This window comes from Pseudomonas fluorescens (assembly GCF_041354075.1).
Taxonomy (GTDB): Bacteria; Pseudomonadota; Gammaproteobacteria; order Pseudomonadales; family Pseudomonadaceae; genus Aquipseudomonas; species Aquipseudomonas fluorescens_CE.
The window spans coordinates 125,748-148,575 of sequence record NZ_JARZGC010000011.1 but is presented as its reverse complement, the minus strand read 5'-3'; the positions used below and the strand labels follow the sequence as shown (position 1 = coordinate 148,575).

The window sequence follows — 22,828 nt, the reverse complement described above, 5'->3', positions numbered from 1 at the left end:
ATTCCATGAATACCGAAGGACTCACTGAAGTTGCCGTAAACGAGGCTCTACCTGTGGTGGAGCAAATCGACGAGACCCCTCCGGAGCTGGAGCCTGCTCCCCCGGCGGTGGTGGCCGAGCCCGTTGTGGCGGCCCCGCCGATTGCCATTCCCGGCCTGGATGACAGCAGCCTGTACATCCACCGCGAGCTCTCGCAACTGCAGTTCAACATCCGCGTGCTGGAACAGGCGCTGGATGAGTCCTACCCGTTGCTCGAGCGGCTGAAGTTCCTGTTGATCTTCTCCAGCAACCTGGACGAGTTCTTCGAAATTCGCGTGGCCGGGCTGAAGAAGCAGATCACCTTCGCCCGTGAGCAGGCGGGCGCCGACGGTCTGCAACCGCATCAGGCCCTGGCCCGGATCAGCGAGCTGGTACACGGTCACGTTGACCGCCAGTACGCGATCCTCAACGATATTCTGCTGCCGGAACTGGAAAAGCATCAGGTCCGCTTCATCCGTCGCCGTCATTGGACGACCAAGATCAAGACCTGGGTCCGGCGCTTTTTCCGCGACGAGATCGCCCCGATCATCACCCCGATCGGCCTCGACCCGACGCACCCGTTCCCGCTGCTGGTGAACAAGAGCCTGAACTTCATCGTCGAGCTGGAAGGCATCGACGCATTCGGCCGCGATTCCGGTCTGGCGATCATCCCGGCCCCGCGCTTGCTGCCGCGAATCATCAAGGTGCCGGAAGAAGTCGGCGGTGCCGGCGACAACTACGTGTTCCTGTCGTCGATGATCCATGCGCACGCCGATGACCTGTTCCAGGGCATGAAGGTCAAGGGCTGCTACCAGTTCCGCCTGACCCGTAACGCCGACCTGGCGCTGGATTCCGAAGACGTGGAAGACCTGGCTCGCGCCCTGCGCGGTGAACTGTTCTCCCGACGCTACGGTGACGCGGTGCGGCTGGAAGTGGCCGATACCTGCCCGAAACACCTGTCCGACTACCTGCTCAAGCAGTTCAACCTGAGCGAGACCGAGCTGTATCAGGTCAACGGTCCGGTGAACCTGACGCGGCTGTTCAGCATCACCGGCCTCGACAGCCAGCGCGAGCTGCAATACCTGCCGTTCACGCCGCAGATCCCGAAACTGCTGCAAAACAGCGAGAACATCTTCAGCGTGATCAGCAAGCAGGACATCCTGTTGCTGCACCCGTTCGAGTCGTTCACGCCGGTGGTCGACCTGCTGCGTCAGGCGGCGAAAGACCCCCACGTGCTCGCCGTGCGCCAGACCCTCTATCGCTCCGGCGCCAACTCCGAAATCGTCGATGCGCTGGTGGATGCCGCGCGTAACGGCAAGGAAGTCACGGCGGTGATCGAGTTGCGGGCGCGGTTCGATGAAGAGTCCAACCTGCAACTGGCCAGCCGCCTGCAAGCGGCCGGTGCGGTGGTGATCTACGGTGTGGTCGGCTTCAAGACCCACGCCAAGATGATGCTGATCCTGCGCCGCGAAGCCGGTGAGATCGTGCGTTATGCGCACTTGGGCACGGGTAACTACCACGCCGGCAACGCCCGCCTGTACACCGACTACAGCCTGTTGACCTCCGATGACGCCTTGTGCGAAGACGTCGGCAAGTTGTTCAGCCAACTGATCGGCATGGGCAAGACCCTGCGCATGAAGAAGCTGCTGCATGCGCCGTTCACCTTGAAGAAGGGCATGCTCGACATGATTGCCCGGGAGACGCAGTTCGCCCTCGACGGCAAGCCGGCGCACATCATCGCCAAGTTCAACTCGCTGACGGATCCGAAGATCATCCGCGCGCTGTACAAGGCCAGCCAGTCCGGTGTGCGCATCGACCTGGTGGTGCGTGGCATGTGCTGCCTGCGTCCGGGCATCGCCGGCGTCTCGCACAACATTCACGTGCGCTCGATCATCGGACGTTTCCTGGAGCACACGCGGATCTTCTACTTCCTCAACGGCGGTGAAGAGCAGATGTTCCTGTCCAGCGCCGACTGGATGGAACGCAACCTCGACAAGCGCGTCGAGACCTGCTTCCCGGTGGAGGGCAAGAAGCTGATCATGCGGGTCAAGAAAGAGCTGGAGTTGTACCTGACCGACAACACCCACAGCTGGAGCCTGCAGGCGGACGGTCGCTACATCCGCAACACGCCGACCGGCAACCAGAACCCGCGCAGCGCGCAGGCCACCTTGCTGGAGCGGTTGGGCAGCCCGATTCTGCCGGTCAGCAGCTGACCTGCGGCGGGAATGAAAAATGGCGACCCGTTTGGGTCGCCATTTTTTTTGCACATGCCCGGCCCCTGTAGGAGCAAGCTCGCTCCTGCAGGGGCAGTCAGCGAACGTTGAGGACGATATCCACCCGGGTCAGCCATTCCGCTTCGATCGCGAAGTCGGCCTGGGTCAGCTGGTTGTTGTCCAGCCAGTCTTGCGGGAACACCACTTCCAGGCTGTTGCCGTTGGCGTTCAATTCCACCTGAGGCATCTGCTGGGTGCCGCGGATGTGGTGGAACAGGATGGCGAAGCGCAGCAGCACGCACAGGCGAATCAGCTTGATGCCTTCGTCGCCGAACTCGGCGAACTTGTCCTTGGGAATGTTGCGGCGGTGGCCGCGTACAAGCAGGGCGAGCATCTGCTGGTCTTCGCGGGAGAACCCGGCGAGGTCCGAGTGCTCGATCAGGTAGGCGCCATGCTTGTGGTAGTGGTAGTGCGCGATGTCCAGGCCCACTTCATGGACCTTGGCCGCCCAGCCGAGCAGTTCGCGCCAGACCCCGTCTTCCAGGTCCCAGTCGCTGGCCACCTGGTCGAAGGCATGCAGGGCCTTGCGCTCGACCCGGGCGGCCTGCTCCAGGTCGACGTGGTAGCGCTCCATCAGCGAGGTCAGCGTACGCTCGCGCACGTCTTCATGGTGATGGCGACCCAGCAGGTCATACAGCACGCCTTCGCGCAGTGCACCTTCACAGTGGTCCATGCGCTGCAGTTCAAGGGCATCGAAGATGGCTTCGAGAATCGCCAGGCCGGCCGGGAAGATCGCCCGACGGTCAGGCTTGATGCCTTCGAAGTCGATCTTGTCGACGTCCCCGAGTTTGATCAGCTTGCGCTTGAGCCACGCCAGGCCTTCGGCATTCACCTCGCCGGTGCCGTGGCCGCCGGCCTTCAAGGCCAGGCCGATGGCCCGAATGGTGCCCGAGGAGCCGATCGCTTCATCCCAGGTCAGGCGGTGCAGGGCGTGCTCGATGCTCATGATCTCCAGCCGAGCCGCCGTGTACGCCTGGGCGTAGCGGGCCGGGGTGACCTTGCCGTCCTTGAAGTAGCGCTGGGTGAAGCTGACGCAGCCCATCTGCAGGCTTTCGCGCAGCAGCGGTTCGAAGCGCTGGCCGATGATGAATTCGGTACTGCCGCCGCCGATGTCGGCCACCAGACGCTTGCCCGGGGTGTCGGCGAGGGTGTGGGAGACGCCCAAGTAGATCAGGCGGGCTTCCTCACGACCGGAGATGACCTCCACCGGATGGCCGAGGATGTCTTCGGCGCGGCGGATGAACTCCGCCCGGTTGCGCGCTTCGCGCAGGGCGTTGGTGCCGACGATCCGCACGGCGCCCAGGGGCATACCGTTGATCAGTTGGGCAAAACGCTTCAGGCAATCGAGCCCGCGCTGCATGGATTCTTCGCTGAGACGGCGCTCATCGTCGATGCCGGCCGCCAGTTGAACCTTCTCACCCAGGCGTTCGAGAATGCGGATTTCGCCGTTCTGGGCCTTGGCCACGACCATGTGGAAGCTGTTGGAGCCCAGGTCGATTGCGGCGATCAGGGACAGGTTCTTGGCTTGGGATTGCGGCATGGTCAGGGGGTCTCGGTCGATAACCCTGACATCGTGCCACGATCAAAGGCTGACGCCAACGCGCAGTGTTCAAAGCCTTGATCCGGCTCACTGAATGTCGCTGAGCGCGGCGCGGTCAATCGCGAGCAAGTCGAAGACGGCCTCACAGGCGCCAGGCATCCCTCAGACTGCCGCCTCGGTCGTCCCGATGAAGTTCGCCAGCTCCGCCGTCTGCGGCTGGGCAAACAACACCTTCGGATCCCCAACCTCATGCACCTTGCCTTGATGCATGAACACCAGTTTATCCCCGACCTCCCGGGCAAAACGCATCTCGTGGGTGACCATGATCAGCGTCATCCCGTCCTTGGCCAGTTGCCGGACCACGCTCAGCACCTCGTTGACCAGTTCCGGGTCGAGCGCCGAGGTGATTTCATCACACAGCAACACCTTGGGCGACATCGCCAGGGCCCGGGCGATGGCCACGCGCTGCTGCTGGCCTCCGGACAGACGATCCGGGAAGGCGTCGAACTTCTCCCCCAGCCCGACTCGCCCCAGCATCTCCCGAGCCAGCTCCGCCGCGCGGGCCTTGGGCACTTTCTGCACCACTTGCGGCGCGAGCATGACGTTCTCGCCCACGGTCAGGTGCGGGAACAGGTTGAATTGCTGGAACACCATCCCGACTTTCTGGCGCAGGCTGCGCAGGTCGGCGCGGGCGGAGTCGAGGTATTCGCCGTCGACCTCGATCACGCCGTCGTTGATCGACTCCAGCCCGTTCAGCGTCCGCAGCAAGGTCGACTTGCCCGAGCCACTGCGGCCGATGATCGCCACGACCTGGCCTTCCTCGACACTCAGGTCGATGCCTTTGAGCACATGATGATCGCCGTAGTATTTATGCAGGGCGGAAATTCTAAGCAGAGGCATGCAGTCTCCTTTCCAGGTAGCGCGCACTGAGAGACAAGGGGTAGCAGAGCAGGAAGTAACCGAGGGCGACCAGGCCGTAGACCATGAAGGGTTCGAAGGTCGCGTTGGCGAGCATGCCGCCGGTCTTGGTCAGTTCGGTGAAGCCAATGATCGAGGTGACGGCGGTGCCTTTGACCACCTGCACCGAGAAACCCACGGTCGGCGCGATGGCGATGCGCAGGGCTTGTGGCAGGATCACGTAGCGCAACTGTTCCAGTGGGTTGAGCGCCAGGCTCGACGAGGCTTCCCATTGCCCGTGGGGGATCGATTCGACGCAGCCGCGCCAGATCTCCGCCAGGTAGGCGCTGGTGAACAGCGTCAGGGCAAGCGCCGCCGCCATCCACGGCGAAATCTCCACCCCGGCCAACGCCACGCCGAAGAACACCAGGAACAGCTGCATCAGCAGGGGTGTGCCCTGGAACAATTCGATGTAGGTACGCGCCAGGCTGCGTGGCAGAGGTTTGCTGGAAATGCGCATGACCATGATCAGCAGGCCGATCAGGCCGCCGCCCACAAAGGCCACCAGCGACAGTGCCAGCGTCCATTGCAGACCCGTGAGCAGGTTGCGCACGATGTCCCAGAAAGTGAAATCGCTCATCGGCTGTTCCTTGCAATGTATCGATGGCCGATCCAGTTCAGCAGTTGGCGTATCAGCAAGGCCATGCACAGGTACAGCAGCGTGGTCAGGGCATAGGTTTCAAAGGCGCGGAAGTTGCGCGATTGAATGAAGTTGGCGGCGAAGCTCAGCTCTTCGGTGGCGATTTGCGAACAGACTGCCGAGCCGAGCATGACGATGATGATCTGGCTGCTCAACGCCGGCCAGACCTTGGCCAGCGCCGGCAGCAGGATCACATGGCGAAAGGCTTCGAACCGGCTCATCGCCAGCGCAGCGGCGGCTTCCAGTTGCCCACGGGGGATCGCTTGAATCCCGGCGCGGATGATTTCCGTTGAATAGGCGCCAAGGTTGATCACCATCGCCAGCACCGCTGCCTGCCACTCGGAAATCTGCAGGCCCAGCGACGGCAGGCCGAAGAAGATGAAAAACAGCTGCACCAGAAACGGCGTGTTGCGGATCAGCTCGACGTAGACGCCGAAGATCGCCGAGAACGGGCGGATGTTCCACGCCCGTACCAGTGCCCCGACGATGCCCACGCCGACGCCCAGCACGGCACCGATGGCGGTCAATTCCAGGGTGAACAACGCCCCGCGCAGCAGCAGGTCGGTGTTGTGCACCACCGGCATGAAATCGAATTGATAGGCCATGTCAAATCCCCCGGGCGACGATCAGAGATCGGCCGGCAGCGGCTCTTTCAGCCAGGTCTGGGCGTTCTTCTCCAGCGCGCCGTCGGTCTTGGCGGTGGCGAGGATCTGATTGACCTTGCCCAGCAGGGCGGGCTCGTTCTTGTTGACGCCGACGTAGACCGGTGAATCCTTGAGCTTCACCTTCAGGGCAGGCACGCGTTTCGGGTTTTTCTCGCTGATGGCCACCATCACCACGTTACCGCTGGCGATCAGGTCGACCTGGCCGGCCAGGTAAGCGGCGATGGTCGAGTTGTTGTCCTCGAAGCGCTTGATGGTCACGCCTTCGGGCGCCACCTTGCTCAGCTCGATGTCTTCGATGGCGCCACGGGTGACGCTGACGGTCTTGCCCTTGAGGTCGTCCAGGCTCTTGATGTCGGCGTCCGGTGGGCCGAACACCGCCAGATAGAAGGGCGCATAGGCGCTGGAGAAATCGATGACCTTCTCGCGCTCGGGGTTCTTGCCGAGGCTGGAGATTACGAGGTCGACCTTGCCGGTGGTCAGGAACGGGATGCGGTTGGTGCTGTTGACCGGCGTGAGCTCGAGTTTGACCTTGAGCTGGTCGGCCAGCAGTTTTGCGGTGTCGATATCCAGTCCACGAGGTTTCATGTCCGGGCCGACGGAGCCGAAGGGTGGGAAGTCCTGGGGCACGGCAACCTTGAGCACGCCGCGCTTGACTACATCTTCCAGGCCGTCGGCGTGGGCGGGCGCCTGGATCAGCAGCAGGCTGGCAAACAGGGAAGCGAGGAGGGCGCTGTAACGCAGGGTCATGGCAAATCTCCGAATCGGCAAGGAAGGCATTCTGCGAATCGACAGAGCACGGGGCATGCCAACATCGTTTCATCGCCGCTCGACAGCACGTCTTTGCTGACGTTGATCGGTCTTACTGGTCTGAACAGTTGAGCGGCTTTTCGCACCCTCGTGGCGCATCGTCGCTCCTGCCCGAACCCCCATGGGGCACGACTTGCCTGGCGTTGCGAATAGCTTTACAACTAGGCGCTCATTCGTCTTTTGCGCTAGAAATCGCCATGAATTCGATCTCCAGAGCCGTGCCTGAAGTGGCGTTGCAAGCCATCCGCAAATTGATCACTGAGCAGGGCTTCGGGCCAGGTGATGCATTGCCCTCGCAACGGGACCTGGCCGAGCGCCTGGGGGTTAGTCGCGCGTCGTTGCGCGAGGCCCTGTCATCGCTGAGCGCGCTCGGCGTGATCAGCATTCAACCCGGTAAGGGCGTGTTTGTGCAGGCAGCGGTGGAGTTGTCCGGCGGCGAGGCCGCAGCGGGATGGCCGTATGCGGCACAGGCGTCTCCCCTGGATATATTCCAGTTGCGCTATGCCCTTGAAGGTTTCGCCGCCGGGCTGGCAGCCGTGACATTGAGCATCGACGAACTGGATGCGCTGCAGGACAACGTGGCCGCGATGCGTAAAGAACTGAAGGCCGGGGATTTCGACGCCGCAGCTCGACTGGACTTCGAGTTTCACCGGCGAATCCTGCTCGCCGGCGGCAATCAAGCGATGCTGAGCATTCTCAGCGCCCGTGCCGAGCTGTTCCTGGAAAGCCAGAAGCTACCGTTCATCCGGGCAGAGCGTGCCATGGAAACCTGGCAGGAGCACCGCAAAATCCTTCGCGCGCTGGCCAGGCGCTCGTCCGGCGCGGCGCAAAAGGCTATGCACGAGCATGTGCGCAACGCCGCGCTGCGCACCGGAATTGCCTTCGTCGCTCCCGCCACGGCTTGACTTGAGCTATACCCAAACTCATGCAGCACCATAGCGAGACTCAATCATCTGCGGCTTCCTGAACGAGGGAAGGGCGGCTATGATGGGCCACGTTTTTTTGCTTACAACCCTGGAGAATTCCATGAGCAGCGATCTGATCAAACACGTTAGCGACGCTAGCTTCGAAGCTGACGTACTCAAGGCCGAAGGCGCTGTACTGGTCGACTACTGGGCTGAATGGTGCGGCCCTTGCAAGATGATCGCTCCGGTTCTGGACGAGATTGCCGAGACCTACAAGGGCAAGCTGACCGTTGCCAAACTGAACATCGACGAAAACCAGGAAACCCCGGCCAAGCACGGCGTGCGTGGTATCCCGACCCTGATGCTGTTCAAGAACGGCAACGTTGAAGCGACCAAGGTGGGTGCACTGTCGAAGTCGCAACTGGCGGCTTTCCTCGACGCCAACATCTAAGCGTCGTTGTAAATTGCCCGTGAAAGGCCCCGCATATTGCGGGGCTTTTTCGTTGTAGAGGGCTAGACGCTCTGAAACTCAGGTGGTACATTCGGCCCCGCACTGGTTTCTCCAATGCCCCCTGCAAGCCGTCGCCGACGCACTCCTTTCGAACAAGTACGCGATCCTGTCGCCTTCTCCGCGGCGCGGCCTCATTAAGCCAAAAGCTTAATTTCCCCCCTCCATAAATGATTACGTCATTCCTATATGAATCTGACTGAACTCAAGCAAAAGCCGATTACCGAACTGCTCGAATTGGCCGAACAGATGGGCATAGAAAATATGGCCCGTTCGCGCAAGCAGGACGTGATTTTCTCCCTGCTCAAGAAGCACGCGAAGAGCGGCGAGGAAATCTCCGGTGATGGCGTGCTGGAGATTCTCCAGGACGGCTTCGGCTTCCTGCGCTCCGCTGACTCTTCCTACCTGGCCGGCCCGGACGATATCTACGTCTCCCCGAGCCAGATCCGCCGTTTCAACTTGCGCACCGGTGACACCATCGTTGGCAAGATCCGCCCTCCGAAGGAAGGCGAGCGGTATTTCGCGCTGCTCAAGGTCGACACGATCAACTTCGACCGTCCGGAAAACGCGAAAAACAAGATTCTCTTCGAGAACCTGACCCCGCTGTTCCCGACCGTGCGCATGAAGATGGAAGCCGGTAACGGTTCCACCGAAGACCTGACGGGTCGTGTCATCGACCTGTGCGCCCCGATCGGCAAAGGCCAGCGCGGCCTGATCGTTGCACCGCCGAAAGCGGGCAAGACGATCATGCTGCAGAACATCGCCGCCAACATCGCGCGCAACAACCCTGAAGTTCATCTGATCGTGCTGCTGATCGACGAGCGTCCGGAAGAAGTGACCGAGATGCAGCGCACCGTGCGCGGCGAAGTGGTCGCCTCGACGTTCGACGAGCCGCCAACCCGCCACGTGCAGGTTGCCGAGATGGTGATCGAGAAGGCCAAGCGCCTGGTCGAACACAAGAAGGACGTGGTGATCCTGCTCGACTCCATCACCCGTCTGGCACGTGCCTACAACACCGTGATCCCGAGCTCCGGCAAGGTGCTGACCGGTGGTGTCGATGCCCACGCCCTGGAGAAACCTAAGCGTTTCTTCGGCGCCGCGCGGAACATCGAGGAAGGCGGCTCGCTGACCATCATCGCCACCGCGCTGGTTGAAACCGGTTCGAAGATGGACGAAGTGATCTACGAGGAATTCAAGGGCACGGGCAACATGGAGCTGCCGCTGGATCGCCGCATCGCTGAAAAACGTGTGTTCCCGGCCATCAACATCAACCGCTCCGGCACCCGCCGCGAAGAGTTGCTGACCGCCGACGACGAGTTGCAGCGCATGTGGATCCTGCGCAAGCTGCTGCACCCGATGGACGAAATCGCCGCCATCGAGTTCCTGGTCGACAAGCTGAAAACGACCAAGACCAACGACGAGTTCTTCCTGTCGATGAAACGCAAATAACACGAAGTACGCTTCAACGAAAAGCGCCCCGTACGGGGCGTTTTTTTTGGCTTCTGATAATTTTGTATCTGAATTGATAACTTTCGCGATGACACGAGGTCATTTGCGAACGGGTTGGTATCGGATACGACAAGGGACGCAATGCACACTTTTGGTAATCGCCGCGATATCGACGGCCTGCGGGCACTGGCCGTCATTCCAGTCGTACTCTTTCACTTCGGCTTCAGCACCTTCAGCGGCGGCTTTGTCGGTGTCGATGTGTTCTTTGTCATTTCCGGCTTCCTGATCACCAGCATCCTGTTCCGCGAAATCAGCGCCGGGCGTTTCAGCTTTGTCGATTTCTGGGCCCGGCGTGCGCGGCGCATCATTCCCGCGCTCAGCGTGGTGTTGCTGGTCACGTTGGCGCTGGGCTGGTTGCTGCTCACGGCCAAGGACTTTTCCGAGCTGGGCCGGACGGTGCGTTATCAGTCGCTGTTCATCTCCAACATACTGTTCATGCGCGAAGACGGCTACTTCGCGCCCGCGTCCGATCTGAAACCCTTGCTGCACACCTGGTCACTGGCCGTTGAAGAGCAGTACTACATCTTCTTTCCGCTGCTGATGGTGTTGTTGATGCGCCATGTCCGGCATTGGCGCTGGATGCTGTTCGCGGTGCTGTTGATCTCTTTCGGGCTGAACATCGCTTACATCGAGCGCAAGCCTGACCTGGCGTTCTTCTCGCTGCCCACCCGGGCCTGGGAATTGTTGTGCGGTGCGATGCTTGCGGTGTTACCTGCACGTAAACACGCGGTTCAGACCTGGCTCTACCAGGCAGTGGGCGTGGCCGGGCTGGTGGCGGTCCTGGTGGCGGTGTTCACCTTCGATCGCGAGACACTGTTTCCTGGCTGGGCGGCACTGCTGCCGGTGCTGGGCGCCACCGCTCTGATCTGGTCGGGTGGGCAGGGTTCGACGTGGGCCGGTCGGCTGTTGAGCCTGCCGCTTTTTGTCTGGATCGGCTTGCTGTCCTATTCCCTGTATCTGTGGCACTGGCCGGTCTATGTCTACGCCAATGCCATTTCCGTCGACGGCATTCAGCCTTGGGAGGCGCTCGGCTGGATGCTGCTGGCGCTGGGTCTGGCCTGGCTGAGTTGGCGTTTCGTCGAACTGCCGTTCCGTGAAAAACAGCTGCTGGGCGGGCGCAAGCCGGTGCTGGTGGCGGGGTTGCTGGCGATGGTCGTTCTCGCGGTGACCGGTTCGGTTGTGCGTTCGGCGGATGGCTTTCCGCAACGCCTCACCGGCAAGGCGCTGGAGTATGCCCAGGCTCGGGAATGGCGGGCCGGGCAGATGAAATGCATGCTGGTGACCAAGGACAAGCAAGCGGACAAGGCCTGCCTGCTGGGTGAAAACCAGGCGGTGCCGGCGACCCAGCTGTTTTGGGGCGACAGCCATGCGGCTGCCTTGCTGCCGGCGATCAAGCAGGGTGCGGCAAAAGAGGGGCGCCCGGTGTGGCTGTACAGCATGAGTGCCTGCCCGCCGATCCAGGGCGACGATCCACGCCAGAAATGCAGGGACTTCAACGAACACACCATGGAGCAGGTCCGCCACCTGGGGATCAAGGATGTGGTGCTGGCGTCCAACTGGAGCCTCTACGTCTATGGCCGCGAGGACGGCGACAGGAAAGTCCTGCTTAACGAACATGACGATACCGCTCAGGCCGAGGCCCGCATGGCAGCGGCGCTCAAGGCACGGGTGGCATCGATCAGGGCGACCGGCGCAGAGGTCTGGCTGTTCAAGGAAGTGCCACTGCAACGCAAGGGCGCCGTCAGCCGCCTGACCAGCCTCGCCCGGGTCGGGCGCTCGGCCGAAGGGTTGGGGCGCCCGCTCGAGGAACATCTGGCGCGCCAGCACTTCCTCAGCCAGTTGTTCGACTCGATGAGCGCCGCCGACCCGGGTGTACATGTGATCGATCCAGCGCCGCTGATGTGTGCAGATCAGGTGTGCAGCATCGAGGTGAACGGCCATTCGCAGTACAAGGACGAAGATCACCTGTCGGACGCTGGCAGCGCGCGCTTGAGCCCGTTGTTTACGCCGCTGCTGATGGGCGCGACGGGCAATTGATGGCGGCAATGCGCTGACAGGCTGCTGTTCGGGCGTCAGAGCAGGTAGGATGTACGCCTATTTTCGGGGTGGCATCGTCAATGAAATTCAAGGATCTTCGGGATTTCGTGCAGCAACTTGAGCAGCGCGGAGAGTTGAAACGCATCCAGATTCCCATCTCTCCTGTGCTGGAGATGACGGAAGTCTGCGACCGCACGCTGCGGGCCAAAGGCCCGGCGTTGCTGTTCGAGAAGCCCGCCGGCTACGACATTCCGGTGCTCGGCAACCTGTTTGGCACCCCGGAACGGGTCGCCATGGGCATGGGCGCGGAGTCGGTCAGCGAGCTGCGCGAGATTGGCAAGCTGCTGGCATTCCTCAAGGAGCCCGAGCCACCCAAAGGCCTGAAAGACGCCTGGTCGAAGCTGCCGATTTTCCGCAAGATCATTTCCATGGCGCCCAAGGTGGTCAAGGAGGCGGTCTGCCAGGAAGTGGTCATCGAAGGCGATGACGTCGATCTCGCCATGCTGCCGGTGCAAACCTGCTGGCCTGGCGATGTTGGCCCGCTGATCACCTGGGGTCTGACCGTCACCAAGGGGCCGAACAAGGATCGCCAGAACCTCGGCATCTATCGTCAGCAGGTGATTGGCCGCAACAAGGTCATCATGCGCTGGTTGAGCCATCGCGGCGGCGCGCTGGATTACCGTGAGTGGTGCGAAAAGCACCCTGGCCAGCCGTTCCCGGTATCCGTGGCGTTGGGCGCCGACCCGGCGACCATTCTCGGCGCGGTGACGCCGGTGCCGGACAGCCTTTCCGAATATGCCTTCGCCGGTTTGCTGCGCGGCAATCGCACCGAGCTGGTGAAATGCCGTGGCAACGACCTGCAGGTGCCGGCCACCGCCGAGATCATCCTCGAAGGCGTGATCCATCCGGGCGAAATGGCCGACGAAGGGCCGTATGGCGACCACACCGGCTACTACAACGAAGTCGACAGCTTTCCGGTGTTCACCGTCGAACGCATCACCCACCGGATCAAGCCGATCTACCACAGTACCTACACCGGCCGTCCACCGGATGAGCCGGCGATTCTCGGCGTGGCCCTGAACGAAGTGTTCGTGCCGATCCTGCAGAAGCAGTTTCCGGAAATCACCGACTTCTACCTGCCGCCCGAAGGCTGCTCGTACCGCATGGCCGTCGTGACCATGAAGAAGTCCTATCCCGGTCACGCCAAGCGGGTAATGCTCGGTGTCTGGTCGTTTTTGCGACAGTTCATGTACACCAAGTTCGTTATCGTCACCGACGACGATATCAATGCGCGTGACTGGAACGACGTGATCTGGGCCATCACCACGCGCATGGACCCCAAGCGCGACACGGTGATGATCGACAACACGCCGATCGACTACCTGGACTTCGCCTCGCCGGTATCCGGCCTGGGCTCGAAAATGGGCCTGGATGCCACCCACAAGTGGCCGGGCGAAACCACCCGGGAATGGGGCCGGGTCATCGTCAAGGACGAGGCCGTCACCCAACGGATCGATGCCATCTGGAATCAGTTAGGAATAGATTGATGCGTGTAACCTTGCAGCCCTCCGGAGCAGTGCTAGAGATACTGCCCGGCGAGCGGATTCTCGACGGCGCGCGGCGTCTGGGCTATGACTGCCCGCAGAGTTGCCGCAACGGCAATTGCCACGTGTGCGCCGCCTTGCTGGTGGAAGGACGGGTCGAGCAGGCCGGCGCTGTGCGAGACCATGGCGAGTTCTACACTTGCATAGCAGAGCCGCTGGAAGACTGCATCGTGCTGTGGGATGGCGTGCTTGCGCTGGGAGAGTTGCCGGTGCGCAACTTGTCGTGTCAGGTCATCGAGTGCAGAAACGTCGGCGGCGATACCTGGCGCGTGAGCCTGCGGGCACCGGCCGGCAAGCCGCCGCGCTATCACGCCGGGCAGTACCTGATGATCGAGCGGGAAGACGGCGAGAAGTCCGCCTTCTCCCTGGCCTCGGCCCCTCATTCAGGACGCGATCTGCAAATACATGTGCTGGCGCGCGAAGGCAGTGCGCGCAGCCTGATCGAGCAGCTTCAACGCAACACGATGGTGCGCATTGAAATGCCGTTCGGCGACACGCACCTGGCGGAGTTGCCCGATGGTCCGTTGGTGCTGATTGCCGCAGGCACCGGCATGGGCCAGATCCACAGCCTGCTCGAACATTGCCGGGCCACGGGTTTCAAGCACCCGGTGCACCTGTATTGGGGCGTACGCCGTCCCGAAGAGTTTTATCAAATCGAACATTGGGATGAGTGGCTGAAACTGCCCAACCTGTTCCTGCATAAAGTCGTCAGTGACCAATGCGGCTGGCAGGGGCGTTGCGGCATGCTGCACCAGGCGGTGTGCGAGGACTTCCCGGACCTCAATGCCCTGCATGTCTACGCCAGCGGCTCGCCCGGCATGGTCTATGGCACCCTGGATGCATTGGTCGAAGCCGGCATGGACGCCCACCAGATGCGCGCCGACGTGTTTGCGTATGCGCCACGCTCTTGATCCACGATCTTGATCCTCGCTCTTGATCCACGATCTTGATCCTCAACTGTAGGAGCGAGCATGCTCGCGACGGTCGCCAACGATAACGTGGGGTGCCAGGATGCCCACGTTGTATCGACCTCCATCGCGAGCATGCTCGCTCCTACAGGTTTACAGGGTTATAACTCCCTATATAGCCGATCGATATTTATAAAATAGTGTAAATGTCGGTAGGTTATATCTCATTCAAGTCATTGATTAACATCCGTGCCAAGGCACTTAAATTGCTTGGAAAGATATGTGCCTTATTGTTACAGCGGCGCGTTCTATTTAGTAATTCATTACCCGCGGGGAGCTGAACGCTATTCGCCATGAGCGCCATTGAAACCGGTTTTCTGAACCTGGCTTACCCTCCGCGGCTTGATCTGGGGCCGCAGCACACGCACGAACAATTGCTCAGCTCGATGCAGGCGACCATGGCGCGCCACAAGGGTGGTCCGGTGTGGTTGTTTGCCTATGGCTCGCTGATCTGGCGTCCGGAATGCGCAGCGGTGGAACGGGTTCGCGGCCGGGTGCACGGCTACCATCGCGGATTGTACCTGTGGTCCCACGAGCATCGTGGCACACCGGAAGTCCCGGGGCTGGTGTTTGGCCTGGATCGCGGCGGTTCTTGCAGCGGCTTTGCGTATCGTTTGCCGGAAGAACAGCTCGAAGCGTCGCTTTACGCCTTGTGGCAGCGCGAAATGCCGTTCCCCTCCTATCGGCCACACTGGCTCAACTGCCGTCTCGAAGATGGCAGCCAGGTTCAGGCGTTGGGATTTGTATTGGAGCGACACCTGCCCAGCTATGCCGGCAACCTGCCGGATCACGTGCTGAGCCATGTGTTCGAAAACGCTTGCGGGCGCTACGGTACGACTCGCGATTATGTCGAGCAGACCGCCAGCGCCCTGCGTAGCCACGCCATGCCAGACCGTAATCTGGAGGCGCGGCTCAAGCGTTGCAGATCAAAGATTGATCAGGCGGTTGCTTCGCGGGCCTGACTGGCAACCTGCTTGTGCCACAGAGTGGGCGCCAGGAAGGCCATCGCCAGCAGGCAGGCACCGATCAGCAGGACAAAACCGCCGTCCCAGCCAAAATGGTCCACGGTGTAGCCCATCGCCGCACTGGCCGCGACCGAACCGCCCAGGTAACCGAACAGGCCGGTGAAACCTGCGGCGGTTCCGGCTGCCTTCTTCGGTGCCAATTCCAGCGCCTGCAGGCCGATCAGCATCACCGGGCCATAGATCAGGAAGCCAATCGAAACCAGGGCGATCATGTCGACGGTCGGGTTGCCGGCCGGGTTGAGCCAGTAGACCAGCGTCGCCACGGTCACCAGGGCCATGAACACCATGCCGGTCAGGCCACGGTTGCCACGGAAGATCTTGTCCGACATCCAGCCGCACAGCAGCGTGCCCGGGATACCCGCCCACTCGTAGAAGAAATACGCCCACGAGGACTTGTCCACGGTGAAACCCTTGGCTTCCTTGAGGTAGGTCGGGGCCCAGTCCAGCACGCCGTAGCGCAGCAGGTAGACAAAGACGTTGGCCAGGGCGATGTACCACAGCATTTTGTTGCGCAGCACGTATTTGACGAAGATTTCCTTCGCGCTGAATTCCTTCTCGTGGCTGGCGTCGTAGCCTTCCGGGTAATCGTTCTTGTACTTCTCGATCGGTGGCAGACCGACCGATTGCGGGGTATCGCGCATCACCACGAAAGCAAACACGGCAACCGCCAGGGCCACGGCCGCCGGCACGTAGAACGCCGCGTGCCAGTCATTGAACAGGCCCATGCCCAGCAGGAACAGCGGGCCGATCAGGCCGCCGCCGACGTTGTGCGCCACGTTCCACAGCGACACCACGCCGCCGCGTTCCTTCTGCGACCACCAGTGCACCATGGTCCGGCCACTCGGCGGCCAACCCATGCCCTGGGCCCAGCCGTTGATGAACAGCAGGACGAACATGATGGTGACACTGGACGTGGCCCAGTGGGCGAAGCCGAAGATGAACATCACGGCGGCCGATACGAGCAGGCCGAATGGCAGGAAGTAACGCGGGTTGGAGCGGTCGGAGACGATGCCCATGAGGAACTTGGACAAGCCATAGGCGATGGCAATCGCCGACAGTGCCACGCCCAGCTCGCCGCGGGTGTAACCCTCTTCGATCAGGTAGGGCATGGCCAGGGAGAAGTTTTTGCGCAGCAGGTAGTAACCCGCGTAGCCGATGAAGATACCGGCGAAGATCTGCCAGCGAAGGCGTCGGTAGGTGCTGTCTATTTTTTCTTCAGGCATCGGAGCCTGATGTGCGGCGGGGCGAAAGAAAGCAAACATTCCAGAGCTCCAGATTTCTTGTTTTGACTGCGGATGCGAATGTTACAGTTTCGTTACCGAAAATAGCACCTGTTGGCATGACCAGATAGCGGAAAATGTTCGGGATCGCACATTCCTTTACGAACATGTCGCCTTCGCACAAAAACCGTCTCTGTAGGAATTGTCACTTCGCGCTCATTGACCACGCGGTCCCCAGCGGAATAGGGCAGGGCTTTGGGAAATGTCCTGCGCTCGAACAGGAAGCTGTCACGTTATGTGAAAAAACGCCGGCCCGTACCCTTTGCAGCGTTGCCAGAGATGGCTTTTGCGTCGCAAGGGGAGGGTGTATGCGCTGGTGTGTGATGGTGCTTTTATGCGGAGTGTTCAGCGGTGTTCGGGCCGCTGAGGTGTTCCTGATTCCCGCAGAGAATCCCAGGCCTTCGTACCCCAGGTCGCTTTACCTGGCGGGCATAGTGGGTGAAGTCCGTGTCAGCATGGTGGTGCATGCCGATGGGTCGGTCAGTCAGCCCACAGCGCATAAGGAAGCTCATCCGGAGCTGGCCGAGGCCTGGCTGGCCGCGATCCGGCAATGGCGATTCCAGCCCTGGGAAGTCAGCAGCGAACGCCCGGCTCAAGCCGACGTTGTCATCCCCCTGATTTTCCGGTTGGGCGATACGCCCCTTCATGCCAACGAAACCATCAAGAGAGTGCGGTGCTCGGACCTTAGCCACGCGGCAAAAAACTACGCCGACTTCTCATGGGTCGAGTTACCCTTTTTCCACTGGACCCGCAGTTACCTGACCCACTCCCTTTCGCCCATGCAGCTGCCGAATGACAGGCGCCTGGCGTTGATCGCCAAACTCAACCGGGACGCACCCACCATCATCCGACGCTGCAATTCGCACCCCTCGAGCCGCGCCGTGCGGTTTTTTCCGAGGGATGTCAGGGAGTTGTTATAGGCTGCGGCGCAGGGCGATCAGCGAACCTGCACCACCACCTTCCCCACCGCCTTGCGCTGGCCGAGATCGTTGATCGCCTGCGCCGCCTGGGTCAGCGGGTAGACCTGCGACACCAGCGGCTTCAGCTTGCCTTCGGCGTACCAGCCAAACAGCTGCTGGAAGTTGGCGGCGTTGGCCTGGGGCTGGCGCTGGGCGAAGGAGCCCCAGAATACGCCGACCACGGCTGCGCCCTTGAGCAGGGCGAGGTTGATGGGGAGTTCGGGGATGCGGCCGCTGGCGAAACCGACCACCAGCAACCGGCCGTTCCAGGCGATGGCGCGGATGGCCTGGTCGAACAGGTCGCCGCCGACCGGGTCGTAGATGACGTCGGCGCCCTGGCCGTCGGTCAGGCGCTTGATCTCGTCCTTGAGGCTGGTTTCGCTGTAGTTGATCAGCTCATCGGCCCCGGCGGCCTTGGCGATCGCGAGTTTCTCGGCGCTGCTGGCCGCGGCGATCACCCGTGCACCCATGGCTTTGCCGATTTCCACGGCGGCCAGGCCGACGCCACCGGACGCGCCCAGCACCAGCAATGTTTCACCGGGTTGAAGGTTGCCCCGTTGCTTGAGCGCGTGCATCGAGGTGCCGTAGGTCATGCTGAAACCGGCGGCGGTGTTGAAGTCCATGGCGGGCGGGATCGGCAGTACGTTGTAGCCGGGTACCGCCACCTGCTCGGCGAAGCTGCCCCAGCCGGTCAGGGCCATGACCCGGTCACCGACTTTGAGGTGGCTGATCTTCTCGCCGACGGCGCTGACCACGCCGGCCGCTTCGCCCCCGGGGGAAAACGGGAAGGGCGGCTTGAACTGGTATTTGCCCTCGATGATCAGCGTGTCCGGGAAATTGACCGCAGCGGCATGCACGTCCAGCAGGATTTCATTCTTTTTCGCGACAGGGCTGGCGACGTCTTCCAGCACCAGCGATTCGGCAGGGCCGAAGGCTTTGCACAGCACGGCTTTCATCAGGGCTATTCCTTTGGGAGTGATGGCCGATAAGTGTAGGTGTGAGCGTCGACGGGTCAACGAGCATGCCCAGCCCTGATAGTCAGACATAAGCTTGTACTTGCGCGGCGGGTGGTTATGCTAGGCCGCAAACCGGATAAGGAGCGAATTGTGAAAGCGTGGATCATGTTGTTGCTGGCCCTGTCTCTGCCTGTGGCAGCCGTGGCGGAAGAAGCTAAAGAAGGCGCAGCGCCGAAGGTCAATTACATCACTCTGAGCCCGCCGTTCGTGGGCAACTATGGCCTGGACGGTACGCCGAAACTCAAGGTCTACAAGGCCGATGTGTCGTTGCGCGTCACCGGCGACGAGTCGACCAAGCTGGTCAAGGCCAACGAACCGTTCATTCGTAATCAACTGGTCGCGCTGTTCGCCCAGCAGACCACCGAGACGATGAACAGCCTCGAAGCCAAGGAGAAGCTGCGTCAGGAAGCGTTGAAACTGACCCAGCAGATCATGAACGACGAAACCGGCAAGCCGGTGGTCGAGGACCTGTTGTTCAACAACCTGATCATCCAGTAAGCCCAAGGCTCTCGGGTTGAGGCCTGCGGTTCAGGAGGCCAGGCTCTTGCGAAAGCGCATCAGCGCAATCGCGAAGAACAACAGGCCGATGGCCGTGAGCGCGAGCAGATCCCGCCAGACCACGTGGAGCCCGGCATCGCGAAACAGAATGGCGGCGGCCAGGCTGACGAAGTGGGTCGATGGCGAGCCCTGCATGACCCATTGCAGCCACTGCGGCATGCTGTCCAGCGGAGTGCTGCCGCCGGACAGCAGCAACATGGGGATGATCACCGGAATCGCCAGCAGGCCAAACTGGGGCGTCGATCGCGCCAGGGTGGCGAGGAAAATCCCCAGGGCGGTACTGGCGAACAGATAAACCGCCGTCACCAGCAGGAACAGCGGCAGGGAGCCGGCCAGCGGCACGCCCAGCGCGCCCTTGACGACGACTTCCAGCGACAGCCAGGTGCACAGCACCACACCAGCATGTTGCTCCAGATTTCGCCAGCATGATTTCCAGCGCCGTCAGCGGCAGGACCAGCAAGTGGTCGAGCGTGCCGTGTTCGCGTCTATCGGCAGAGAGCAGGTCGCAAGTCGAGGACAGCCGCCCATTGCTCGGGCGTCACTGGCATCACGGACAGCCGCGAACCTTTCTGCACCAGGGGCATTTCGGCCAGCGCCGCCTGCTGTTTCAGGAAATCCAGCTTCAACACCCTGGAAAACGTCTCGACATGCGCTACGTCAATGGCGCTCCAGGCATTCTTCTCTACGCTGGCCTTCGGGTCGAAGTAGTGACTCTCCGGTTCCAGGGCCGTCGGGTCGGGATACGCCGCTTTGACGATCTTGCCGATCCCGGCAATCCCCGGTTCCGGGCAGCTGGAGTGATAGAAGAAGAACGCGTCGCCCACCGCCATCGATCTCAGGAAATTTCGCGCCTGATAGTTGCGCACGCCGTCCCAGCGCGCGTTACCCAACTGCTCCAGACCTTTGATCGAGAGCTCGTCGGGCTCGGATTTCATCAGCCAATAGGCCATGGGTTTGCTCCTGGCGGGTCGGGTGGGCAAGTTGTCGGGCAATTTTATGACAAACCGACAGTCGGTTGACGTCAGTATTTGCGTGTCAGTTCACGTTGTCGCAAAATGCCGGCCTTCTAAGCTTGACGCTGCTGCACGGCCTACACCTACAACGGAAACCGCTGCTGTCATCGTGTTGATATGCCTTTGGGGGGCAATCGATGAAACGCAAACCGGATTTATTATGGATATTGGTTATTTTGTTCGGTCTCGGCGTCGTGACCACCGGTTATGCCCAAAGCCTGTGGAGCAGCAAGGCCGATGCGCCGATTGAAATCGCCCAGCAGCAACAGTCTTCACTTTTCAAGCGCTGATCCTGCCTGCCGACGCCGCTGACAGCAGTGGTGTCTAGCCTGCTTCGTACCAGGCTCTGTCCGTGACCGTTCCCTGCAGCGGCACATCCCAGCTTGCCTGGGCCAATCGTTCGACTTTCTGACACTCATGGGCCAGCCCCAACAGCGTCGGCTTGCGCCAGTTCTGGCGCCGGGCCAGGTACGCCAGGCTGCGGTCGTAAAAACCGCCGCCCATGCCCAGGCGTCCGCCGACATCGTCAAAACCCACCAATGGCAACAACACCAGATCCAGCGCCCAGACCTTGCGTTGGCGAGCGAGACTCGCCCGTGGCTCGAGGATACGAAAACGGTTGGGTTTGAGCGTTTCCCCGGGGCAAATGCGCTGGAACACCATTTTGGTGCGGGGCCAGGCGCTGAGGACCGGTAGATAGGTGACCTTTCCGCGTCGTTGGGCCTCGCGCAGCAAGAGTCGCGGGTCGATCTCGCCGTCGGTCGGCAGGTACAGGGAGATGTGTCGGGCGCGGCGAAACAGCGGCTGCTGGGCCAATTGCTTGTACAGCCCACGAGCCGCCTGGCGTTGCTGACTGGGGGTCAGGGCGCGGCGCGCCTTGCGCAGCATGCGTCGAAGTTGCGGGCGGGGCAGCAGCGCGAGTTCGGTCATGGATTAAGGCTTCGGCAGTGCGGGCTGGCGCCCATAAAAAAGCCGATGCCGGCGTGAACCGGCATCGGACTGGAATCAGGCTCCCCGGATGAACCGCTGCTGACTTAGCCCTTGAACCCGAAAGTTCAAGGTGGAAGATGCAGTAGGCTTTAAGGCTTTCCGTCTAGCGGACATGCACACCAGCCCAACGTGCAACCTCCAGGGTAGTGCGAATCGGCTCAGGGACGTGGTCAACTGGCAAGCACCCCAGGGAGTGTGGCGAGTATAACCCAAGCGGTTCGGCGAATCAGCCTTTGGTGACGTCCGGATCGGTGGCCAGCACCAGATCGACGCGATCGAGCAGGTCGCGAACCTGCTCGCGGGTGGCGCTGCTGACCGGTACATCCGGGCGTTCCGCCTTGTGCAGGAGGTCGTGGGTGATGTTCAGCGCAGCCATCACGGCGATGCGATCGGCGCCAATCACTTTGCCGCTGCTGCGGATCTCGCGCATCTTGCCGTCCAGGTAACGGGCGGCGCTCACCAGGTTGCTGCGCTCTTCCTGCGGACAGATGATCGAATACTCTTTGTCGAGGATCTGCACGGTGACGCTATTGCTTGAACTCATGAGTCTTGCTCCAGGGCCTTGAGGCGCGAAATCATCGATTCGACCTTACGCCGGGCGATTTCGTTTTTTTCAATGAGGTGAGCGCGTTCCTCGCGCCAGGTTTTTTCCTGAGCTAGTAGGAGTGCGTTTTGACTCTTAAGTTGCTCGACCCGATCAATCAGCAGTTCGAGTCTGGCCATCAGCGCTTGCAGGTCGGTGTCTTCCATTGGGTCCACTGAAAATGTCTGATGGGGGTAGGAGCTGGCTGTCGCTCGTCTATCTATCTGTAGGAGCGAGCATGCTCGCGATGGACGCCAGGGCAACGCTGGGCATCAGGTACCCAACGTAATCGTTGAGCTCCATCGCGAGCATGCTCGCTCCTGCAGATGAGTCGATGTAGGATACAAGGCCTTCATTCTAGACATTGCGCCGTCTGGCGCCTAGCTGCCCATGCCTATTCAGAATTCCCCGTACCAAGCCTTCGCCACACTGCTGTCTTCCAGCGGTCATTCCGTATCGCCTGCCGAGCTGCATGGCCTGCTCCTTGGCCGCAGTTGCGCCGGTGCCGGATTCGATGCCGAAGGCTGGCTGATCGATGCCGCCGAACTGCTCGAGAACGAGCCGCAGGACAACGTTCGCAACGCCTTGATCGGCCTGCAGGAAATGGTCAAGGGTGAACTCACCGGTGACGACGTGACCGTGGTTCTGCTGCTGCCGACTGACGATGCACCGCTGGCCGACCGTGCTGCGGCACTGGGCCAATGGTGCCAGGGCTTCCTCAGCGGCTTCGGCCTGAACTGCCGCGACAGCAGCATGCTGAGCACCGAAGCCACTGAAGTGTTGCAGGATCTGTCTGCGATCTCCCAGGTGCAGGACGCCCTGGAAGAATCCGACGACGGCGAGAACGACTATATGGAAGTGATGGAATACCTGCGTGTCGCGCCGCTGCTGCTGTTCTCCGAAACCCGCAAGCCCGACGCGCCTGCCGCTGCCAAACCGTCGTTGCATTAATCGCGAGCCAGGAAAAGCCATC

General features: G+C 61.3%; 23 protein-coding genes, 1 other RNA gene and 1 pseudogene. 12 read left to right on the top strand and 13 right to left on the bottom strand.

Features of this window, described 5'->3' with window-relative positions:
• Window positions 1–5 precede the first annotated feature (5 nt).
• On the top strand, window positions 6–2,231 hold the full coding sequence (gene ppk1, locus QIW53_RS16630; protein WP_371050674.1) for a polyphosphate kinase 1: 2,226 nt from the start codon (window positions 6–8) through the stop codon (window positions 2,229–2,231).
• 97 nt (window positions 2,232–2,328) lie between these two features.
• Here ppk1 and ppx read toward each other — a convergent pair whose 3' ends face one another.
• From ppx to QIW53_RS16605, 5 genes are all read right to left on the bottom strand, one after another.
• Window positions 2,329–3,831, bottom strand: a complete 1,503-nt coding sequence (gene ppx, locus QIW53_RS16625) for an exopolyphosphatase (RefSeq protein ID WP_371050673.1) — start codon at window positions 3,829–3,831, stop codon at window positions 2,329–2,331.
• Window positions 3,832–3,993: 162 nt separating this feature from the next.
• Window positions 3,994–4,731, bottom strand: a complete 738-nt coding sequence (locus QIW53_RS16620) for an amino acid ABC transporter ATP-binding protein (protein WP_371050672.1) — start codon at window positions 4,729–4,731, stop codon at window positions 3,994–3,996.
• Entirely contained in the window at window positions 4,718–5,368 is a 651-nt protein-coding gene (locus tag QIW53_RS16615; protein ID WP_371050671.1) for an amino acid ABC transporter permease, read from the bottom strand. Before QIW53_RS16615 ends, QIW53_RS16620 begins: the two co-directional genes overlap by 14 nt.
• Window positions 5,365–6,033 carry an amino acid ABC transporter permease gene (locus QIW53_RS16610; protein WP_371050670.1) on the bottom strand — a complete coding sequence of 223 codons (669 nt, stop codon included), beginning with the start codon at window positions 6,031–6,033 and terminating at the stop codon, window positions 5,365–5,367. The genes QIW53_RS16615 and QIW53_RS16610 overlap by 4 nt, the downstream gene beginning before the upstream one ends.
• A gap of 21 nt (window positions 6,034–6,054) precedes the next feature.
• Window positions 6,055–6,840 carry a transporter substrate-binding domain-containing protein gene (locus tag QIW53_RS16605; protein ID WP_371050669.1) on the bottom strand — a complete coding sequence of 262 codons (786 nt, stop codon included), beginning with the start codon at window positions 6,838–6,840 and terminating at the stop codon, window positions 6,055–6,057.
• 257 nt (window positions 6,841–7,097) lie between these two features.
• Between QIW53_RS16605 and QIW53_RS16600 the strand changes: the two genes are divergently transcribed.
• The 7 genes from QIW53_RS16600 to QIW53_RS16570 all read left to right on the top strand — a co-directional run bounded on the left by QIW53_RS16600 (window position 7,098) and on the right by QIW53_RS16570 (window position 15,393).
• Complete coding sequence (locus tag QIW53_RS16600) at window positions 7,098–7,805, top strand: FadR/GntR family transcriptional regulator (protein ID WP_371050668.1); 708 nt, start codon at window positions 7,098–7,100, stop codon at window positions 7,803–7,805.
• Window positions 7,806–7,926: 121 nt separating this feature from the next.
• A complete protein-coding gene (trxA, locus tag QIW53_RS16595) occupies window positions 7,927–8,256 on the top strand; it encodes a thioredoxin TrxA (protein ID WP_003206727.1) in 330 nt (109 codons plus the stop codon).
• Window positions 8,257–8,502: 246 nt separating this feature from the next.
• A complete protein-coding gene (gene rho / locus QIW53_RS16590) occupies window positions 8,503–9,762 on the top strand; it encodes a transcription termination factor Rho (protein WP_192307049.1) in 1,260 nt (419 codons plus the stop codon).
• 141 nt (window positions 9,763–9,903) lie between these two features.
• Window positions 9,904–11,859, top strand: coding sequence for an acyltransferase family protein (locus QIW53_RS16585; protein ID WP_371050667.1), 1,956 nt, complete (start codon window positions 9,904–9,906; stop codon window positions 11,857–11,859).
• Window positions 11,860–11,939: 80 nt separating this feature from the next.
• Entirely contained in the window at window positions 11,940–13,406 is a 1,467-nt protein-coding gene (ubiD, locus tag QIW53_RS16580; RefSeq protein ID WP_371050666.1) for a 4-hydroxy-3-polyprenylbenzoate decarboxylase, read from the top strand.
• Window positions 13,406–14,374, top strand: coding sequence for a CDP-6-deoxy-delta-3,4-glucoseen reductase (locus QIW53_RS16575; RefSeq protein ID WP_371050665.1), 969 nt, complete (start codon window positions 13,406–13,408; stop codon window positions 14,372–14,374). Before ubiD ends, QIW53_RS16575 begins: the two co-directional genes overlap by 1 nt.
• Window positions 14,375–14,724: 350 nt before the next feature.
• Entirely contained in the window at window positions 14,725–15,393 is a 669-nt protein-coding gene (locus QIW53_RS16570) for a gamma-glutamylcyclotransferase (RefSeq protein ID WP_371050664.1), read from the top strand.
• Here QIW53_RS16570 and glpT read toward each other — a convergent pair.
• On the bottom strand, window positions 15,369–16,718 hold the full coding sequence (glpT, locus tag QIW53_RS16565; RefSeq protein ID WP_371050663.1) for a glycerol-3-phosphate transporter: 1,350 nt from the start codon (window positions 16,716–16,718) through the stop codon (window positions 15,369–15,371). The two genes, QIW53_RS16570 and glpT, sit on opposite strands and share 25 nt — an antisense overlap.
• Before the next feature lie 95 nt (window positions 16,719–16,813).
• Between glpT and QIW53_RS16560 the strand changes: the two genes are divergently transcribed.
• Entirely contained in the window at window positions 16,814–17,656 is an 843-nt protein-coding gene (locus QIW53_RS16560) for an energy transducer TonB (protein ID WP_371050662.1), read from the top strand.
• A gap of 17 nt (window positions 17,657–17,673) precedes the next feature.
• Here the strand turns inward: QIW53_RS16560 and QIW53_RS16555 are convergent, their stop codons facing one another.
• Window positions 17,674–18,651 carry an NADPH:quinone oxidoreductase family protein gene (locus tag QIW53_RS16555; RefSeq protein WP_371050661.1) on the bottom strand — a complete coding sequence of 326 codons (978 nt, stop codon included), beginning with the start codon at window positions 18,649–18,651 and terminating at the stop codon, window positions 17,674–17,676.
• Window positions 18,652–18,801: 150 nt separating this feature from the next.
• Between QIW53_RS16555 and QIW53_RS16550 the strand changes: the two genes are divergently transcribed.
• Window positions 18,802–19,209, top strand: coding sequence for a flagellar basal body-associated protein FliL (locus tag QIW53_RS16550; RefSeq protein ID WP_371050660.1), 408 nt, complete (start codon window positions 18,802–18,804; stop codon window positions 19,207–19,209).
• A 30-nt stretch (window positions 19,210–19,239) separates the two neighbouring features.
• Here QIW53_RS16550 and QIW53_RS16545 read toward each other — a convergent pair.
• A pseudogene (locus QIW53_RS16545) lies at window positions 19,240–19,753 on the bottom strand (ABC transporter permease); the annotation flags it as partial.
• 1 nt (window position 19,754) lies between these two features.
• Window positions 19,755–20,219 carry an EVE domain-containing protein gene (locus QIW53_RS16540; protein WP_371050659.1) on the bottom strand — a complete coding sequence of 155 codons (465 nt, stop codon included), beginning with the start codon at window positions 20,217–20,219 and terminating at the stop codon, window positions 19,755–19,757.
• Between the two features lie 200 nt (window positions 20,220–20,419).
• Here QIW53_RS16540 and QIW53_RS16535 point away from each other — a divergent pair, with 200 nt between their 5' ends.
• Window positions 20,420–20,572, top strand: coding sequence for a hypothetical protein (locus QIW53_RS16535; protein WP_371050657.1), 153 nt, complete (start codon window positions 20,420–20,422; stop codon window positions 20,570–20,572).
• 34 nt (window positions 20,573–20,606) lie between these two features.
• Here QIW53_RS16535 and QIW53_RS16530 read toward each other — a convergent pair whose 3' ends face one another.
• The 4 genes from QIW53_RS16530 to QIW53_RS16515 all read right to left on the bottom strand — a co-directional run bounded on the left by QIW53_RS16530 (window position 20,607) and on the right by QIW53_RS16515 (window position 22,022).
• Window positions 20,607–21,212 carry a 5-formyltetrahydrofolate cyclo-ligase gene (locus QIW53_RS16530; protein ID WP_371050656.1) on the bottom strand — a complete coding sequence of 202 codons (606 nt, stop codon included), beginning with the start codon at window positions 21,210–21,212 and terminating at the stop codon, window positions 20,607–20,609.
• 77 nt (window positions 21,213–21,289) lie between these two features.
• Window positions 21,290–21,468: non-coding RNA, 6S RNA (ssrS, locus tag QIW53_RS16525), on the bottom strand.
• Between the two features lie 30 nt (window positions 21,469–21,498).
• Window positions 21,499–21,816, bottom strand: a complete 318-nt coding sequence (locus QIW53_RS16520) for a cell division protein ZapA (RefSeq protein WP_192307030.1) — start codon at window positions 21,814–21,816, stop codon at window positions 21,499–21,501.
• Window positions 21,813–22,022, bottom strand: coding sequence for a TIGR02449 family protein (locus tag QIW53_RS16515; protein ID WP_044466189.1), 210 nt, complete (start codon window positions 22,020–22,022; stop codon window positions 21,813–21,815). Before QIW53_RS16515 ends, QIW53_RS16520 begins: the two co-directional genes overlap by 4 nt.
• 223 nt (window positions 22,023–22,245) lie before the next feature.
• On the opposite strand from QIW53_RS16515, the gene QIW53_RS16510 reads away from it, so the two are divergent.
• Entirely contained in the window at window positions 22,246–22,806 is a 561-nt protein-coding gene (locus QIW53_RS16510; protein WP_371050655.1) for a YecA/YgfB family protein, read from the top strand.
• Window positions 22,807–22,828 lie beyond the last annotated feature (22 nt).

What these genes read in the sequence shown, in the direction of transcription:
- ppk1 (WP_371050674.1), top strand. Translation starts at nt 6, where the DNA reads ATGAATACCGAAGGACTCACTGAAGTTGCCGTAAACGAGGCTCTACCT.
- ppx (WP_371050673.1), bottom strand. Translation starts at nt 3,831, where the DNA reads ATGCCGCAATCCCAAGCCAAGAACCTGTCCCTGATCGCCGCAATCGAC.
- QIW53_RS16620 (WP_371050672.1), bottom strand. Translation starts at nt 4,731, where the DNA reads ATGCCTCTGCTTAGAATTTCCGCCCTGCATAAATACTACGGCGATCAT.
- QIW53_RS16615 (WP_371050671.1), bottom strand. Translation starts at nt 5,368, where the DNA reads ATGAGCGATTTCACTTTCTGGGACATCGTGCGCAACCTGCTCACGGGT.
- QIW53_RS16610 (WP_371050670.1), bottom strand. Translation starts at nt 6,033, where the DNA reads ATGGCCTATCAATTCGATTTCATGCCGGTGGTGCACAACACCGACCTG.
- QIW53_RS16605 (WP_371050669.1), bottom strand. Translation starts at nt 6,840, where the DNA reads ATGACCCTGCGTTACAGCGCCCTCCTCGCTTCCCTGTTTGCCAGCCTG.
- QIW53_RS16600 (WP_371050668.1), top strand. Translation starts at nt 7,098, where the DNA reads ATGAATTCGATCTCCAGAGCCGTGCCTGAAGTGGCGTTGCAAGCCATC.
- trxA (WP_003206727.1), top strand. Translation starts at nt 7,927, where the DNA reads ATGAGCAGCGATCTGATCAAACACGTTAGCGACGCTAGCTTCGAAGCT.
- rho (WP_192307049.1), top strand. Translation starts at nt 8,503, where the DNA reads ATGAATCTGACTGAACTCAAGCAAAAGCCGATTACCGAACTGCTCGAA.
- QIW53_RS16585 (WP_371050667.1), top strand. Translation starts at nt 9,904, where the DNA reads ATGCACACTTTTGGTAATCGCCGCGATATCGACGGCCTGCGGGCACTG.
- ubiD (WP_371050666.1), top strand. Translation starts at nt 11,940, where the DNA reads ATGAAATTCAAGGATCTTCGGGATTTCGTGCAGCAACTTGAGCAGCGC.
- QIW53_RS16575 (WP_371050665.1), top strand. Translation starts at nt 13,406, where the DNA reads ATGCGTGTAACCTTGCAGCCCTCCGGAGCAGTGCTAGAGATACTGCCC.
- QIW53_RS16570 (WP_371050664.1), top strand. Translation starts at nt 14,725, where the DNA reads ATGAGCGCCATTGAAACCGGTTTTCTGAACCTGGCTTACCCTCCGCGG.
- glpT (WP_371050663.1), bottom strand. Translation starts at nt 16,718, where the DNA reads ATGTTTGCTTTCTTTCGCCCCGCCGCACATCAGGCTCCGATGCCTGAA.
- QIW53_RS16560 (WP_371050662.1), top strand. Translation starts at nt 16,814, where the DNA reads ATGTTCGGGATCGCACATTCCTTTACGAACATGTCGCCTTCGCACAAA.
- QIW53_RS16555 (WP_371050661.1), bottom strand. Translation starts at nt 18,651, where the DNA reads ATGAAAGCCGTGCTGTGCAAAGCCTTCGGCCCTGCCGAATCGCTGGTG.
- QIW53_RS16540 (WP_371050659.1), bottom strand. Translation starts at nt 20,219, where the DNA reads ATGGCCTATTGGCTGATGAAATCCGAGCCCGACGAGCTCTCGATCAAA.
- QIW53_RS16535 (WP_371050657.1), top strand. Translation starts at nt 20,420, where the DNA reads ATGAAACGCAAACCGGATTTATTATGGATATTGGTTATTTTGTTCGGT.
- QIW53_RS16530 (WP_371050656.1), bottom strand. Translation starts at nt 21,212, where the DNA reads ATGACCGAACTCGCGCTGCTGCCCCGCCCGCAACTTCGACGCATGCTG.
- QIW53_RS16520 (WP_192307030.1), bottom strand. Translation starts at nt 21,816, where the DNA reads ATGAGTTCAAGCAATAGCGTCACCGTGCAGATCCTCGACAAAGAGTAT.
- QIW53_RS16515 (WP_044466189.1), bottom strand. Translation starts at nt 22,022, where the DNA reads ATGGAAGACACCGACCTGCAAGCGCTGATGGCCAGACTCGAACTGCTG.
- QIW53_RS16510 (WP_371050655.1), top strand. Translation starts at nt 22,246, where the DNA reads ATGCCTATTCAGAATTCCCCGTACCAAGCCTTCGCCACACTGCTGTCT.